Source organism: Sphingomonas sp. MMS12-HWE2-04 (genome assembly GCF_044881185.1).
In the GTDB taxonomy this organism is placed as follows: Bacteria; Pseudomonadota; Alphaproteobacteria; order Sphingomonadales; family Sphingomonadaceae; genus Sphingomonas.
In genome coordinates this window covers 4,136,876-4,152,757 of sequence record NZ_CP173254.1, presented here as the reverse complement: position 1 = coordinate 4,152,757, position 15,882 = coordinate 4,136,876, and the positions used below count along the sequence as shown (strand labels likewise).

General features: G+C 64.9%; 9 protein-coding genes. 1 reads left to right on the top strand and 8 read right to left on the bottom strand.

Annotation, left to right across the window (positions count from 1 at the left end; all coding sequences use genetic code 11):
* Positions 1-76: 76 nt before the first annotated feature.
* Both AB2M62_RS19770 and AB2M62_RS19765 read right to left on the bottom strand, forming a co-directional pair.
* Positions 77-2,386 carry a TonB-dependent receptor domain-containing protein gene (locus AB2M62_RS19770; RefSeq protein ID WP_404336605.1) on the bottom strand — a complete coding sequence of 770 codons (2,310 nt, stop codon included), beginning with the start codon at positions 2,384-2,386 and terminating at the stop codon, positions 77-79.
* Between the two features lie 143 nt (positions 2,387-2,529).
* Positions 2,530-3,045: a hypothetical protein gene (locus tag AB2M62_RS19765; RefSeq protein ID WP_404336603.1), complete on the bottom strand. Its 516-nt coding sequence runs from the start codon at positions 3,043-3,045 to the stop codon at positions 2,530-2,532.
* A gap of 63 nt (positions 3,046-3,108) precedes the next feature.
* On the opposite strand from AB2M62_RS19765, the gene clpB reads away from it, so the two are divergent.
* Positions 3,109-5,688, top strand: a complete 2,580-nt coding sequence (gene clpB / locus AB2M62_RS19760; RefSeq protein WP_404336601.1) for an ATP-dependent chaperone ClpB — start codon at positions 3,109-3,111, stop codon at positions 5,686-5,688.
* Between the two features lie 39 nt (positions 5,689-5,727).
* Here clpB and AB2M62_RS19755 read toward each other — a convergent pair whose 3' ends face one another.
* From AB2M62_RS19755 to AB2M62_RS19730, 6 genes are all read right to left on the bottom strand, one after another.
* A complete protein-coding gene (locus tag AB2M62_RS19755) occupies positions 5,728-5,991 on the bottom strand; it encodes a hypothetical protein (RefSeq protein ID WP_404336599.1) in 264 nt (87 codons plus the stop codon).
* 81 nt (positions 5,992-6,072) lie between these two features.
* Positions 6,073-8,082, bottom strand: a complete 2,010-nt coding sequence (locus tag AB2M62_RS19750) for a sulfotransferase (protein ID WP_404336597.1) — start codon at positions 8,080-8,082, stop codon at positions 6,073-6,075.
* Between the two features lie 97 nt (positions 8,083-8,179).
* Complete coding sequence (locus tag AB2M62_RS19745) at positions 8,180-11,203, bottom strand: TonB-dependent receptor domain-containing protein (RefSeq protein ID WP_404336595.1); 3,024 nt, start codon at positions 11,201-11,203, stop codon at positions 8,180-8,182.
* A 283-nt stretch (positions 11,204-11,486) separates the two neighbouring features.
* Positions 11,487-14,525, bottom strand: coding sequence for a TonB-dependent receptor domain-containing protein (locus AB2M62_RS19740; RefSeq protein ID WP_404336593.1), 3,039 nt, complete (start codon positions 14,523-14,525; stop codon positions 11,487-11,489).
* Positions 14,526-14,787: 262 nt separating this feature from the next.
* Positions 14,788-15,576 carry a M23 family metallopeptidase gene (locus AB2M62_RS19735; RefSeq protein WP_404340060.1) on the bottom strand — a complete coding sequence of 263 codons (789 nt, stop codon included), beginning with the start codon at positions 15,574-15,576 and terminating at the stop codon, positions 14,788-14,790.
* 82 nt (positions 15,577-15,658) lie between these two features.
* Positions 15,659-15,859 carry a DUF2093 domain-containing protein gene (locus tag AB2M62_RS19730; RefSeq protein ID WP_404336591.1) on the bottom strand — a complete coding sequence of 67 codons (201 nt, stop codon included), beginning with the start codon at positions 15,857-15,859 and terminating at the stop codon, positions 15,659-15,661.
* Positions 15,860-15,882 lie beyond the last annotated feature (23 nt).

Sequence of the window (15,882 nt, the reverse complement as noted above, 5' to 3'; positions counted from 1 at the left end):
GCCGCAAGCGGGTCCGGCGGTTCGGGACATGCTTCGTAACCTTGGGGCCGGCCCGCCGGGAACCGGCCCCGTACCCTTACAACGCGACCTTGAGCGTGACGAACACCTGGCGCGGCGCGCCGACCATCAGCGTCTGGTTGTCGCCGCTGTTGCCAAAGCCATTGGTGCCGATAGTCGAGACATATTTCTCGTCGAACAGATTGGTGACGTTGCCCTGGATCTCCAGCGGACGGCCGTTCAGATCGAATTTGTAGCCGAGCGTGGCGTCGACCACGACGCGGCCATCCACCGACTGGTCGTTGGTGTAGGTGAAGTAGCGCTTGCTCATATAATTGGCGCCGACCCGGCCGACAAAGCCGTGCGCGTCATAGGTCAGCTCGCCCTTCAGCAGATGCTCGGGCGAATCGACCACGGTCTTGCCCGCGGTGGGGATGACCACCGGGGTGACCACACCGCCCACCGTTGCGGTGGTGTGGACGTCGTCGCGATAGGTGCTGTCGTTGTAGCTATACGACACGAACGCGCCGAAGCCCGCGCCGAGGCGCAGATCGCCGGTCGCCTCGAAGCCGAACGAGCGGACGTCGCCGACATTCTGCAGGATCGGCGGGTTGCCGACGATCCCCGCGCCGGTGGTGACGCCGAGCAGGCGGTTGCGGAAGTTGATGTAATAGCCCGCGACCGATCCGGTGAACGGCCCGGTGCGCATGCGGCCACCGAGCTCATAGGTATCCGATTGCTCGGGCTTGAGTTCGGTATCGCCATCGAGCAGCGCATTGAACCCGGCCTGGGTGGTCGCGAACGGCCCGCTGGTCGCCGAGGCGACGAAGGCGCGAGTTACCTGCGTGAAGCCGCCGAACAGCTCGGCGCGCGGCGCGATCGCATAGTTGAACCCGGCATGCGGCTGGAACCAGTCGGTCACCTTGATCTTGCCGCCGGCGAGCCCGCCGCCGACGATCGGATCGGCCTTGTCGGTAACGCTGAAGCCCTTCCAGCCGAGGTTCACGCTCAGCGGCCCGAAGGCGAGCTTGTCCTCGACATGATATTGGAAGGTCTGGGTGTTGTACTGCCAGTCCCACTGGGTGAAGAACGCGTCGTGCTGGAATTCGAGGCTGTCGCGGCCCGGATTGGTGCGGCTCTGAAGCCCGTAGAAGCGCCGCGCCTGCTGGAAGTCATTGTCTTCATACCAGGCGCCGACGGTGACGTCGTTGAAGCCGATCGCCGTGCCGATCGATCCGAACACGCCCTTGCGGCGGATGTCGTACTCGGTGGTGCGGATCGCCATCGGCACGCCCGAAGGCGACGCCGCATAGGGCGTGAACCAGATGCCCTGGCCGTGGTTCGAATGGAGATAGGTCTTGAGCTCGCCATGCACCTTGGCACCGCGCTCGGTCTCGATTCCCACCGAGGCGAGATAGTCCTGGCGAAGCCCTGCGGCGTCGAAATAGGCATCGTCGGGATTGGCGAAGGGGGCCGGGTAGACGGTGCCGGCGGCCGGATTGGTCGGGGTCAGGCCGGTATAGCCGGTGTTGGCGCCGACATCCGAGACCAGGATCGCCTTGGCATAGTCGTTGGAAATATTGTCCCAGTCATAGCCCAGCCGCTGGATCATGCCGAGCGACATGTCCTGATAGTCGTTCTCTTTGCGATCGGAGAAATCGAACGTGCCGACGAGACGGACCGTGCCCGCCAGCGGCGCGACGGCCTTGGCGTTGACCTGGTCGTAGCGCTGGCTGCCCCAGCCTTTCCACTTGTCGGTATCCGAATGGACATAGGAAACATAGGCGCTGGGCCCGCCAGTGCCGAGCTCTCCAGTGTCGAGCCGGCCATAGACGCGATACATGTTCTCGCTGCCATAGGTGCCGTTCAGCTCGAGGCCGAAATCGGCCTTGGGATCGCTCGAGAAAAACTCTAGCGTGCCGCCGAGATTGTTCGTCGCCTGGGTGCCGATCGAGCCCGAACCCTGCGACACGATGGTGCGCCCGATATTCTCGCTGATGATCGCGCGGCTGATATGGAGACCGTTGACGTTGCCATAGCTGGCGTCGCCCAGCGGAATGCCGTCGAGCGTGAAGCCGAGCTGGTTCTGGTTGAATCCGCGGATCGACACGCGCTGCGCCCACTCATAGGCCCCGAACGGATCGGCGCCCTGGACGCTGACGCTGGGCAGCTTCTCGATCGCCTTCAACGGGCTGGTGCCCGGCGCGAGCAAAGCGAGGTCTTCCTGGGCGATCTGCTGGACCTGGCGCGTCTCGCCCTGGCCGATCACGACGATGTCGCTCTGCTCGTCAGCCACCGCGGCGGTGGGGTCGGGATCGGGGCGCGCCTGTGCCGTCATCGCCGCCAACAACGAACCGCCCGCCAGCAGGCACGCAACCCAGTTCCGCATCACCATATTCCCCGATCGGTCCGGCCGGATTGGCCTGGATCGTTTCGGCGCTAGTCGTTGTGCATTGCAGCATGGCGATAGGACGGTTGCAGCACAGCGTCATCGCGATGACAGTTCGGCGACGGGTTGCCACGGCGCCGCGGCTAGGGCGCCGACTCATACCCCACGAAACCGAGCTTGCTGAGATGGGCGGATTTCAGGATTTTGAGCACACGCTTCACACAAGAATAGCGCGCCTTAAGGTCCGGCTTGAAATGAATTTCCGGCTGCGTGTCACGCCACCTTTCCGTAAGGCGTCGAAACGCGCCGATCGACTGCGGGACTCCGTCCGCAAGGATACGGCAACGGCCCGCCGGAACGAATAGTTCGATCGCCAGCGCGCCGTGGGGATAATCGACCCGCATCTCACGATTTTCGGCCATTTGCAGCAGGTAGATCGCGGACCCGATGCAACGGTACGGGGTGCGCTGCACAAAGCTGACATGAACGCTGCGCTTGCCCGCAGCCCATTGCCGCCCCCGCGCTTCAAGCGACGCAACGGGCACGCCCGCGCCATCGACAGTGGCGGTGCAATTCGAGCCATCCCAATCGAGCTGCACCTCGACCGTGGGCGAGGCTTGCACCAGCGTCATCAACGTCCAAGATAGCAAAGCCAGCATCGCGCCCTCTTGTGTTGCCGAAATGCAACACCATCTGTCGGTCATAGCCTAACAGGGATTGCCATGAACCTCGACAAATTCACTGACCGCGCCAAGGGCTTCCTCCAGTCGGCGCAGACTGTCGCAATCCGGATGAATCACCAGCGCATCGCGCCCGAGCATCTGCTCAAGGCCTTGCTCGAAGACGAGCAGGGCATGGCGAGCGGGCTGATCGCGGCCGCGGGCGGCGACGCCAAGCGCGCGCTGAGCGAGACCGATCTTGCACTGTCGAAGATCCCCGCGGTGTCGGGCGGCGGCGCGCAGCAGACGCCGGGGCTCGACAATGATCTGGTCCGCGTGCTCGACCAGGCCGAGCAGATCGCGCAGAAAGCGGGCGACAGCTTCGTTACCGTCGAGCGGCTGCTTGTCGCGCTGGCACTGAGCCTGAACACCGCGGCGGGCAAGGCGCTGCAGGCGGCGAACGCGCGCGCCGATGCGCTCAACACCGCGATCAATACGATGCGCGGCGGCCGTACCGCCGACACTGCCGGCGCCGAGGATCGCTATGACGCGCTCAAGAAATTCGCGCGCGACCTCACCGAGGCGGCAAGGGCCGGCAAGCTCGATCCGGTGATCGGCCGCGACGAGGAGATCCGCCGCACCATCCAGATCCTGGCGCGGCGCACCAAGAACAATCCGGTGCTGATCGGCGAGCCGGGCGTCGGCAAGACCGCGATCGCCGAGGGGCTGGCGCTGCGCATCGCCAATGGCGACGTGCCGGACAATCTCAAGGACCGCACGCTGATGTCGCTCGACATGGGCAGCCTGATCGCGGGCGCGAAATATCGCGGCGAATTCGAGGAGCGGCTGAAGGGCGTGCTCGACGAAGTGAAGGCCGCCGAGGGCCATATCGTCCTGTTCATCGATGAGATGCACCAGCTGATCGGCGCCGGGAAATCCGAAGGCGCAATGGATGCCGGCAATCTGCTCAAGCCCGCGCTCGCCCGCGGCGAGCTCCATTGCATCGGCGCGACCACGCTCGATGAATATCGCAAATATGTCGAGAAGGACCCCGCGCTGCAGCGGCGGTTCCAGCCGGTGTTCGTCGGCGAGCCCACGGTTGAGGACACGATCTCGATCCTGCGCGGGCTCAAGGAGAAATACGAGCTGCACCACGGCGTGCGCATCACCGATGCCTCGATCGTCAGCGCCGCCACGCTCTCCAACCGCTACATCACCGATCGCTTCCTGCCCGACAAGGCGATCGACCTGATGGACGAGGCGGCGTCGCGCATCCGCATGGAAGTCGAATCCAAGCCCGAAGAGATCGAGACTCTCGATCGACGGATCATCCAGCTCAAGATCGAGCGCGAGGCGCTGAAGAAGGAAACCGACGACGCCTCACGCGATCGGCTTGCCAATCTCGAGTCCGAGCTGGTCAATCTCGAGCAGCAATCGGCCGAACTGACGGCACGCTGGCAGGCCGAGAAGGACAAGATCCAGTCCGAGGCGAAGATCAAGGAACAGCTGGAAGCCGCCAAGCTCGAGCTCGACCAGGCGCAGCGCGCCGGCGATCTCGGCAAGATGGCCGAGCTCAATTACGGGACGATCCCCGCGCTGACCAAGCAGCTCGAAGAGGCGCAGACGACCACCAAGGGCGCGATGCTGCGCGAGGAAGTCACCGCCGAGGATATCGCCGCGGTGGTCGCCCGCTGGACCGGCATCCCCGTGGACAAGATGCTGGAAGGCGAGCGCGAGAAGCTGCTCGCCATGGAAGAGCAGCTCGGCAAGCGGGTGATCGGCCAGGCCGACGCGGTCAAGGCGGTGTCGACCGCGGTGCGGCGTTCGCGCGCGGGGCTGCAGGATCCCAACCGGCCGCTCGGCTCGTTCCTGTTCCTCGGGCCAACCGGCGTCGGCAAGACCGAGCTTACCAAGGCCCTCGCCGAGTTTCTATTCGACAATTCGAACGCGATGGTGCGCATCGACATGAGCGAATTCATGGAGAAGCATTCGGTCGCGCGGCTGCTCGGCGCCCCTCCCGGCTATGTCGGCTATGAGGAAGGTGGCGTGCTGACCGAGGCGGTGCGGCGGCGTCCCTACCAGGTGGTACTGTTCGACGAAGTCGAGAAAGCACATGCCGACGTGTTCAACGTGCTGCTCCAGGTGCTAGACGACGGGCGCCTGACCGACGGCCAGGGCCGCACGGTCGATTTCTCGAACACGATCATCATCCTAACGTCGAACCTCGGCAGCCAGTATCTCACCAATCTCGCCGACGGGCAGAAGGTCGAGGACGTCGAGCCGCAGGTGATGGACGTAGTGCGCGCGCATTTCCGTCCGGAGTTCCTCAACCGGCTCGACGAGATCATCCTGTTTCACCGGCTGGCGGCGGAGCACATGGCGCCGATCGTCGACATTCAGGTCGGCCGCGTCGCCAAGCTGCTCAAGGATCGCAAGATCACGCTCGATCTCACCGATGCCGCGCGCGCCTGGCTCGGGCGGGTGGGCTATGATCCGGTCTATGGCGCGCGTCCGCTCAAGCGGGCGGTGCAGCGCTATCTCCAAGATCCGCTTGCCGACCTGATCCTGCGTGGCGACGTCCGCGACGGATCGAGGGTCAAGATCGACGAAGGCGACGGCGCGCTGGCACTCAGCGTAGCCTGATCCAGGGCTACCGGCAGCTTCGGCTGCCGGTATGCCGGCTCAGCAGCCGGCCTGGCGCTGGCAGGTATTGGTCTGCGAGCGCTCGACATTCTCGCGGTCGGCTTGGCGCTGCCCGGCCCATTCGGAGCGCGTCATGCAGACCTTGCGCGTCTGCAGGCGGCTGCCAAGCACCGCCTCTTTCTTGCAGACGACTTCATTGGGATCGCTGCCCTTGCGCTTGGGCGCTTCCTGCACGCTGGCGGACGCCGCGGCGATGGAGAACAACGATGCCGTGAGGACGGCGGCGGAAGCGATTCTAAGCATCACAATTTTCCGAAATAAACGCCGTTGGACAACGGCAGCCTGTGTCTTTTGACCGCGAACCGAGGCGCGAGTCCAGCGCAGTCACAGGCTGTAGCCGAATTTCTCGACCCAGGGCGCCAGCACCGGCAGCACCGGTTCGAGATGGGTGCGATAGCGATGCCAGCGGCCCGCTGCGCGCTTGTAGATCGGCTCGGTGACCTGCGAATAGCTGGCAGTGGTGATCAGTCCGCGCGCCTTGGCGGTGGCCGTGTGGTCGAGCGCCTGCGGATGCCAATCGAGCCCCAGCCAATCGAACAGCGGCCGGACCTCGGCTTCGACGTCCTCGATCAGCCGCTCATAGACGATGCGGCGCGACGGCAATGCGAACAGCGCATTGGCGCGCTCCCAATGGCGGAAGCTGAGATCGTAGAGTTCGGCGGCATCTTCCAGCCGCAGGAAGTTCGACATCGCGCGATTGAGCCGGAAGTTGCTCATGAAGCAGCTGAGCAGCACGTCGCACGGATGGCGGAGCGCAAGGATGAAGCGCGCCTCGGGGAACAGCCGCTGGATCAGCGGTACCTTGTGGAGGAACAGCGGCGACTTATCGATCAGCAGCTGGCCCGGTGCGAGCGAAGTGAGCTTGGCGACTTCCTCGAAATAGCGCGCGCGCGCGCCGGCGATGGCGCCGGCATCCATCGTGGCGAGCGCGTCGAGCCCGCCGATGGCCTCATCGACGAGGTTGAGCGGCGGCTTTTCCTCGAGCACCACGGCGTCCGGGTGTCCCATCAAGATGGTGTCGAGCAACGTCGTTCCCGATCGCGGGAAGCCGACGAGGAAGACCGGGGCGGGATGCTCCGAAGCGGGCGCTGGGGTCCAGCTTGCGGCCCAGGCGGGCGTCATCTTCACCAGCTCGCCGCAGAGCTCCGCGCGCAATTCGCCTGCCCGCGCGAGCGGTTCGGACGGATTGGCCGCGTGGCGCTTCGCCGTCTCTTCGAACCAGCCAAAGGCTTCGTCGGATCGCCCGAGCCGGTCGAGCAGCGTCGCGCGGAGTTGCGCGGTGCGTTCCGGTTCGATCTCGGGCGGCACCTGTTCGAGGCAGGCCAGCCCTTCCTCGAAGCGCTTGGCGCGGCGATGCTCGAGCGCGCGCAGGAAGCTCAGCGCGCCGATCTCGAGCCCATTGGCTTCGCCCAGCGCGATCAGCGGCGCGAATTCTTCTTCGCGGTTGGTGTGCTCATATTGGATCGCGAGTCCGAGATAGGCGTCGCGCTCGTCCGGGGTGATCGCGAGCACTTGGCGATAGGCGCGCTCGGCGCCTTCCGGGTCCATCACCAGGCCATATTCGATGCCAAGCTTGAGCTGGACTGCGGCACTGTCCGGATCGCGACGCGCGGCCTCTTCCAATGCCGCGAGCGCCTCCTCGTGCCGCGCATCGCTCTTGAACTGGACATAGAGATCGTGAAGGGGGCGTGCATCGTCCGGGAAATCGGCGGCGGCGGCGCGCAGCACCGTCTCGGCGTCGGCGCGGCGGCCGGCGGCGCGCAGCGCAGTCGCCAGGTTCATCCGCGTCGGCGCGGCGGCGGGATCGAGCGCGATCGCGCGTTCCAGCGCGGCGATGCTGCCGGCATAGTCGCCCAGCGCCGAGCGCGCATTGCCCAGATTGTTCCAGCTCTCGAAATCGTTCGGCGCGCGGGCGAGGACGAAGGCATAGGCCTCCGCCGCCTCGGCGAGCAGCCCCAGCGCCTGCGCCAGGAAGCCGCGATAGCGCGCGATCCGCAGCGTCGGGTCGGCAAAGGCGCGGTCGGCCGAGGCAATCTCGAGCGCGACCGCCTGGTCGCCCAGGTCGATCAGCACCGCGATCAGGTTGCACGCGATCGTGGTGTCGCCGGGGCGTGCGGCATGCGCCGAGCGGAGATGCCCCGCCGCACCCGCCAGATCGCCGGCGCGCGCCGACAGCATGCCGAGAAACGCGTGGAGCGGCGCGGGCTGCGCGGCCTCCGCCAGCGCGGCTCGGGCGATCGCAGCGGCGGCGGGGAGATCGCCCGATTGCGCCGCGCCCATCGCCGCACGCAGCGCCTGCGTGGTTGCCGAGTCCAGTTCGGGTGCCGTTGCCATGCCGGCGACTATGGCCGCAGCGGCGGCGCCCGCGCAACCAAACAAAAGGGGCGGCCGGCGCTCGGCCAGCCGCCCCTCGAAGGTGACGTCGCGGGACTTAGAAGTTCAGGGTCACGCCTGCGAACAGGTAGCGGCCCAGCGCGTCATAGGTCGCCGGATAGGTGTTGCCGTTGCACGGGCCGGTCGGGCACAGGTTCGAACCCCCGCGTCCCGCATTGCCCGAGGTCACCAGCGGTGGCTCGAGGTCGAACACATTGTTGACGCCGAGGCGCAGCGTATAGGCGCTGCCCACCGTGAAGCTGGCCGCCACGTCGATATAGTTGAACGGCTTCAGGCGCGTGCCGGGATCGAAGTTGAACTGCCCGGCAAGGCTCGGCTGGTCGGTCGTCGTCTCGGCATGGACCGGGCCGATATGCCGCCACTGGACCGAGATGCTCGGCCCTTCCTGGGTCTGCAGCGTCGCGCGCAGCTTGTGCCGCCATTCGGGCAGCGGCGCACCGGCATCGGTGGTGCCGCCGATGCTGCAGGTCGGACCGTAGAGGCCGGCGCAGTCATAGGGCGTCGTCAGGCCGTTATTGACCTTGTAGCTGTCGAGATAGGTGCCGTTCATGTTGAGCGACAGCCGGCCGAGGCCACCCAGCGGCATCGAATAGGATGCGCCGACTTCGATGCCCTTGGTCTGCAGCTCGCCGACATTGTTCGGCAGATCCGAGACATAGCCGCCCGGCGTCAGCCAGATCGAGCCCGCCGCATCGCGATGGATCAGTCCGCACGACGTGGGCGTGAACGTCGCAGTCGCATTATCGGTGCAATCCTGCAGGATAGCGTCCTGCCCGAACGACCGAATCGCCTGTTCGATCTTGATGTCGAAATAGTCGACCGTCAGGGCGAAGCGCGACAGGAAGCTTGGCTGGAACACGATACCGACCGTCTTGGTCGTCGCCTTTTCGGGGCTCAGATCGGCATTGCCGCCGATCAGGCCGTTATACTGGCCTGCCGGATTGCCGGTGATGCCCTGGCCCACCGCGATGCCCTGCGCTCGGCAACCATAATCGGTCGCCGCAACCGGACGCGGGTCTCCATTCGCGTCGGTCAACGCCGCGCACGGATCGGCCGAGCCGTTGAGCCCCACCGTCGGCGTCGCGAACAGCTCCTGGATATTCGGCGCCCGCACTGCGCGGTTGTAGGTTGCGCGGAAGCGTATGTCCGAGATCGGCGCGAAGTCGATGCCGACCTTGTAGGTATCGGTGTCGTACTTGCGATCGGCGCTCGTCTTGTACGACGAGTGGCGATAGCCCGCATTGAGCGACAACAGATCGATGAAGTTGTTCTGGACGATCGGGATCTGCGTCTCGCCAAACAGTTCGAACACGCGGAAGCTGCCTTGGATCGGCAGCGTTGCGCCACCCTGGCCGGTCAAATCGCCGGTCGAGAAGGCGTTGTCGGTCTGGAGCTCGAGTTCGGTCTTGCGCCATTCGGCGCCGATGTTGATGCCGATGCCATCGCTTGCCCAGGGCGTCTGCAGCCCCCATTCGCCGAGCTGCCCGGTAAACGAGGCATTGGCCACCTGCTCGGTGGTCTGGCCCGATTGGAAACCGGTTGCCGAGAGATAGGCGACGGCTGCCGGGCTGACCTGCCCCGGCCCCGCGAAGATATTGTAGGGCACGCAGTTCGGATCGGTGCCGTCGCGGACCGAACGACAGATTGGCGTTCCCCCCGGACCGGAAACCACGTCGAGCGCCTTGTTCAGCCGCGCGACCGAGAATTCGTTCGAATAGACCTGCGAATATTTGACTCGGCCGAACTGATAATAGGCATCGTACGACCATGCCGACGAGAGGTCGCCCTTGGCGCCGATCACTGCACGATAGTTGGTGTGCTGGAGGTCGGACCGGCGCGGACCGCCCTCGACGTTACGCCGCAGCACCTGGAAGAACGCCTTGTTGTACGGCTCGCCGGTCACCGGATCGAAGAAGGTCAGCGGCGCGGCTCCGGACCCAGGCGTTCCGTTAAGACCATTGTTATAAGGTGCCGCCGAAGCCAGCGGGAAGGTGCCCAGGAAGCCGTTGATCAGATTGCCCGGCGCACAGGCGACGTCGTACTGCGCCCCCGAGAGCAGCGGATTGTCGCAATTCACCGTCAGCGTGTTGCCAAAATCGCCCGACGGCGCGATCTGGGCGACCGTGCGGTCGTCCATGAACATGAATTCGAGATACGGCTTGAACGCGTCGTCGACGTCGTAATTGGCGAAGACGCCCGCAGTGTAGCGTTCGTCGGGCCGCTGGAAATAGTTGGTCGGCGCGAAATTGTAGCGCGTGGTGGTGTTCTCGAAACCGCCGCCTGGCATGAATGTGTAAACCGTCGACGATGCGGTGTTGAGCGTCGGGTCGAACAGGATGACCGTGCCGTTTGCCGAGGTCAGCGATCCGCCGCACTGGGGCGCGCCGGCGCCGCCGTTCTGGATGGTGCAGGCGCTATAGTCGCGCCGCGACTGGGTGACGGCGTTGACGTGCCGATAGCCGAAATAGGCCATGGCGTGCCCGCGATCGTCGCCGCCAAAGCTGGTGCCGACCGAGAAGGTCGCATCGAACTGGCCGCCATCGACGACGTTGCCGCCGGTGAGCACTTCGACGCGCTTGAGCATCGAGGCCGGGATGATGTTGATGTCGGCAGCCGAGCCCGCAGTCGGGCTCGGGTCACCCGGCAGCAGGCGGCGGCCATTGACCAGAGTGAGCGTGCGGCTGGTGCCAAGACCGCGCAAATCGACCGACGCAGTGCCGTCGGCGCCGTTGGAAAGCGTCGACGCCTGGCTGGCGAAGACCGCGGGGAGCGAATTGAGCAAGTCCTCGACGCGCGTCGTGCCCTGGAGCTTGACGTCCTCGGCGCCGATCACGGTCACTGGTGCAGTCGAAGTGATGTTCGCCTGGGGAATGCGCGATCCGGTGACCAGAATATCGGGCTGGCTGTCGGTGGCATGGTCGGTCTCGGGCACCTGCCCTTCGACGGGTCCTGCGGCCGGCGCCTCCTGCGTCTGCGCATAGGCAGGAACCGAGAGCATCGCCGCGCCAAGCGCAAGCGGAGCCGCGGTTCGCCGCAAATATTGGGCGAGTTGTTGCTTCATGATTTTACCTTCCCTCTTCACGGCCGATTGACCGCCTCCAGCGGCTTTCCTTCGCCTTTTTTGCGTTCGGGAAGCCGCAATGTCCGAGGGAAACACGGCGTCGTGCGCCTGTAAATCACCCCTGCATGCTGCAGGTGCAAACAAGTCCGGCATGTTGCCGAAATACAACATTTGTTGCTGGCAGCAATGCGCCGACTAGAGGGCGGATGCGCTTGTAATCGTTGCAAAAAGAAAGGGCGGCTCCTTGCGGAACCGCCCCCACTTAATTTTCGTCTCGAAGTTCTTAGAACTTGAACGAAGCGCCCGCACGGAAGGTGCGGCCGACGACGCCGGCATAATGCCAGGTCGGCAGGTAGTTGATGCCCGAATAGGATGCCGGAGCAATCGGCGCCTTGGCGTTGGTGATGTTGCCCACATTCGCGAAGAACGTGAAACCGTCGTTGACACGGATCGACGCATTCAGATCGGTATAAATGAAGCGCTTGATCGTGCACGCATCGTTGCCGGTGCCGTACAGGTTGTTGTCGCACGACAAGTCGACATTGCCGTTATCGTCCGCGTCATACTCGTCCGCTGCGACTGCCTTGATCTTCGAGACATAATAAGTCGTCGCAGTGATCGAGAAGTCGCCGAGTTCGAGCGTGTTCTGCCAGTTGCCACGCCATTCCGGCGTACCGGCGCCCGACGACAGTTCGTACGGTCCAAGCGTGCCGACATATTTGCGGACAACGCCATCGCCGAGATCGACGTTGAACTTCAGGATCTTGTTGACGTCGAGGCGGCTGATGAACCGCACGCCATCGGTGATCTTGATGTCTGCAGTTGCAGAGAAGTCCAGGCCCTGGGTCTTGAAGTACCCTGCATTCACGTACGGTGCGTTGATGATCAACACGCGCGGCAGAGCCGTCGGATAGAGCGGATCGATCGCGTCGACCGCGCCGACCGTATAACCCTCCGGCAGCGGCTTTCCGGCAAAATAGGCCGAGCGCGCAGCGCCGAGGTTCGGACCTGCAACGATCACGTCGTTCTTTTTCACGTTATAATAGTCGACCGTGAAGCTGAGCCCGCGGATCGGCTCGAACACCGCGCCGCCGGTGAAGCTGCGCGATGTTTCCGGCTTTAGGTCCGGGTTACCCGAGAAGCCGCCGCCGACGCTGTAAGCCTGGGCGTAGGGATTGCTGCCGGCGATGCACTTGGTCGGATCATCCGGATTCACGGTTCCACCGTGTGCAAGGATGAAGCTGCACGGCGGCGTGTACGTCACAAAGCCCGGGAAGCTCGACCGCGGATTGCTCTCGGCGAAGGTCGGAGCGCGGAAGCCCTCCGAATAGGTGCCGCGGATCGCCAGCTGCTTGATCGGCGTGAACTTGGCACCGATCTTCGGCGAGAAGTGACTGAAGCCTTCCGAATAGTGATCATAACGGCCCGAGGCATTGACTTCGAGCTGGTTGAGGATCGGCGCGCTAACTTCGAAATAAGCCGCCGACACGGTATGCGCACCAAAGGCCGCCGCAGTGTTGGCATAGTTCGAAAGCGTCGGGTTCAGGCTGTTGTTCTCGAGCGTCTCGCGGCGAACCTGTCCGCCGACCGCGACCTGGAAGGGACCACCGGGAAGCTGGAAGAACGCATGCGAGATCGACGCGTCGAGCGACGCGAGCGAGGTATGCGACAGCGCCTGAATGTCGGGCGCGATCTGCTGACGCACCGCTTCGGTGTTCAGCGACGGGTTGATGAAGTTATAAGCGCCGGTGTTGATCGCCTGCTGAAGGCCGGCGATGTTGATCGTGCCGAACGAGTTCAGCTCGAGGTTGTCGCGCGCGCCGACGGCCTCGACACGCCAGTTGGTGTTGTCGTCGATGGTGCCGTTGAGGCCGATCGCGCCGCGGATGACTTCGTTACCACGCTCGGAGCCTGCATAGATGTCGCCAAAGCGATAATAGATGCGTGCCGCATTTGCCGCTGCGGTCGCCGCGTCGGCGCCATTGACGGTTGCATAGGGGTTGTTCGGATTGAGGCGGCGGTCCGCCGCAGTGATGCAGTTCACGCCCGCCGCGCAGACATAATATGGCAGCACCACGCCCGGATTGTTGGATGCGACGGTCGGCGACGCGCCATAGGGCTGGCGCTGACGGATCGACGGCGCGGTGGCGCTGATGTTGACCTGGCTGTGCGAATAGCTGCCCAGCACATAGGCTTCGATATTGTCGGTCAGCCGGATGCTGAGACGACCAGTGACCGAGAAACGCTCCTGAAACGGCTGGACCTGGCTATATTCGTTGGTGGTGTTATGACGGCAGCCCGTACCGCGCGTGGCACCGCTGGTGACGGTGAAGGTACCGTTGGCGCAAGTCGGGCTCAGCAGAGTGAAGTTGCTGTAGTTGGTCGGTTGGCCATCTGCGTTGAGGAAGGTGCCGTTCGGCGTGAGCGCCAGGCCGCCGGTGAACGGGTTGTTGAGGTCCGCCTGGGTAGTGCGGGCGACCAGTGCGTCGACGGTGCCGTTGTTGCTGGTGCCGGTGACCGAGCTATCGTCCAGATTCTGGTCGAGAAGGCCGATCGAGCTCAGGTCGGTCGTGTTGTAGGGGAAGCCGACGTCCTTGCCGGAGATACGGCTGTCGCGCTGATATTCGCCGTTGACGTAGAAGTTCCAGCCAGTGGACTCATAGTCACCGAAGCCGGCGGTCAGGTTGCCGCGATAGCGCGCGCCATAGCCCTTTTCGGCGACGCCGCCTTCGATCGTGCCGGCCAGGCCGGTGAACTGCTTCTTGAGGATGACGTTGACCACGCCACCGATCGCCTCGGCGCCATAGGTCGACGATGCGCCGTCCTTCAGCACTTCGACGCGCTCGACCACGCTGAACGGGATCGAATTTAGATCGGTATAGGCGTTGTGGCCGTCGTCGTTCAGCGGGAAATTCGCCGAACGCAAGCCGTCGATCAGGACGAGGGTCGAGGACACGCCGAGGCCACGCAGCGACACTGCCGCGCCGCCTGCCGAGAAGCCGGCTTGGAAGCCGGTCGAGATCGAGCCGGCGCTATCGGCGGAAACCGAGCGGATCGCGTCGTTGATATTGGTAACGCCGGCGCGGGAGAGCGACTCTTCCGTCAGGACGGTAACCGGGGAAGGCGTTTCGGTGTCGGTGCGGCGGAACAGCGAGCCGGTGACGACGATGTCGCCCTGGGTCTGGTCGTCGGTCTGCGTCTCGGCCTGGGCCGGCGCCGTCGTGTCCTGCGCGAACGCCGGCGCCGCGAACAGCGACCCTGCGAGCACCAGCGCGGACAAGGCCGAGCTGCCGCGCAGGCGTGCGAATTGCGTATGCTTCATGAATATCCCTCGCTTGTCCCGTCTCGCGCCACAGCACGGCGTCGATTCGGATGTCTCCCGGCTTCACCGCGCACGCGCTGGACGCATGTCGGGCAAAGCTTGGCGCGGGGGATGGAGCGGGCGCTATGGGCTGTAAAGGATGCAAATCGACGACATTGCGACCTTTAGGTACGAGTGTATCCGAAATAACACATGCGCGCATTTATGTTGCGCCACGATACGTAGTATTGTTAATTAATGTTGTCGCGGCGAAGCCCTGAAATCATTCGGAAACAGGCATCGGACCGGCGACAAGCAGGGGATCGATGCGCGCGTCGCGCCACTTCAGTCCCCAGTGCAGATGCGGCCCGGTTGCACGCCCCGTCATCCCCACCGCGCCGATCGGCTGACCGCGGCGGACGCGGGCTCCCACGGCCACGTCGATGCGCGACAAGTGCATGAACGCGCTGTTCAATCCCCCGCCATGATCGATCATCAGCAGCCGCCCTTCGAGCGTGAACGGCGCGGTGGCGGCGAGGACCACGACGCCGTCGGCGGGGGCGAGCACGATCGTGCCAGTCGGGCGCGCGATATCGATTCCCGAATGATAGGCGCCGGGCTCGCCGGCATAGATCCGCTGCGAGCCGAACAGCGTCGAGATGCGCCCGGTGATCGGCCACAGGAATGCCTGCCGCCAGCCCTGCGCATCGGTAGCCCGCGCACGCGCCGCCTCGATCTGGTCGAGCTCGGGCTTACGCAGCCGCTCGAATTCGGGGCGCGGAACCGGATATTTGGGCAGCGTGTTGAGCCGCGAAAGGTCCCAGGCGCGCGGGCGCACGCTGATCGCCTGGCGCAGCTCGCGGCCATCATCGAGGCGCGCGACCAGCGCCGCGCTCGGGCCCGCATCGCGGTCGAAGCCGATCAGGAAGCGGCGATCGGGGGCAAGCGTCACCGGTTTGCCATCGAGGTTCAGGGATCTGGTGCCGCGCGGTGCGGTGCCCGTGAGCAGTCCGCCCTGGATCGGCTGGCCGCGCAGTCCGAAGGCGTCGGAGAGGACAGGCGGGGGCGGGATCGGCGCGCCTTGCTGCGGCGCAGGTTCGGCCGTCCCCCGGCGCCGAAGGCCAGCAAGGCGATCAGCGCGACACCGCGCGCGATCATCGGCCCTGCGTCGCCTGGCTGGCGAGTTCGGCGCTGGCGTATGGCTCCTGCGCGGAGACGCTCCAATAGCGCAGCGCATCGAGCGGGATCCGCTCGCCGCTCACCGCGCAGACGACATGATCGCCCGAGGCGAGCATGCGAAACCCGTTGGCCATATAGTGAAGCCTCGCGGCACGCGGGGGGTGGGCCATCAGCATGGGAACGTCTCTCGCTGCGAAAC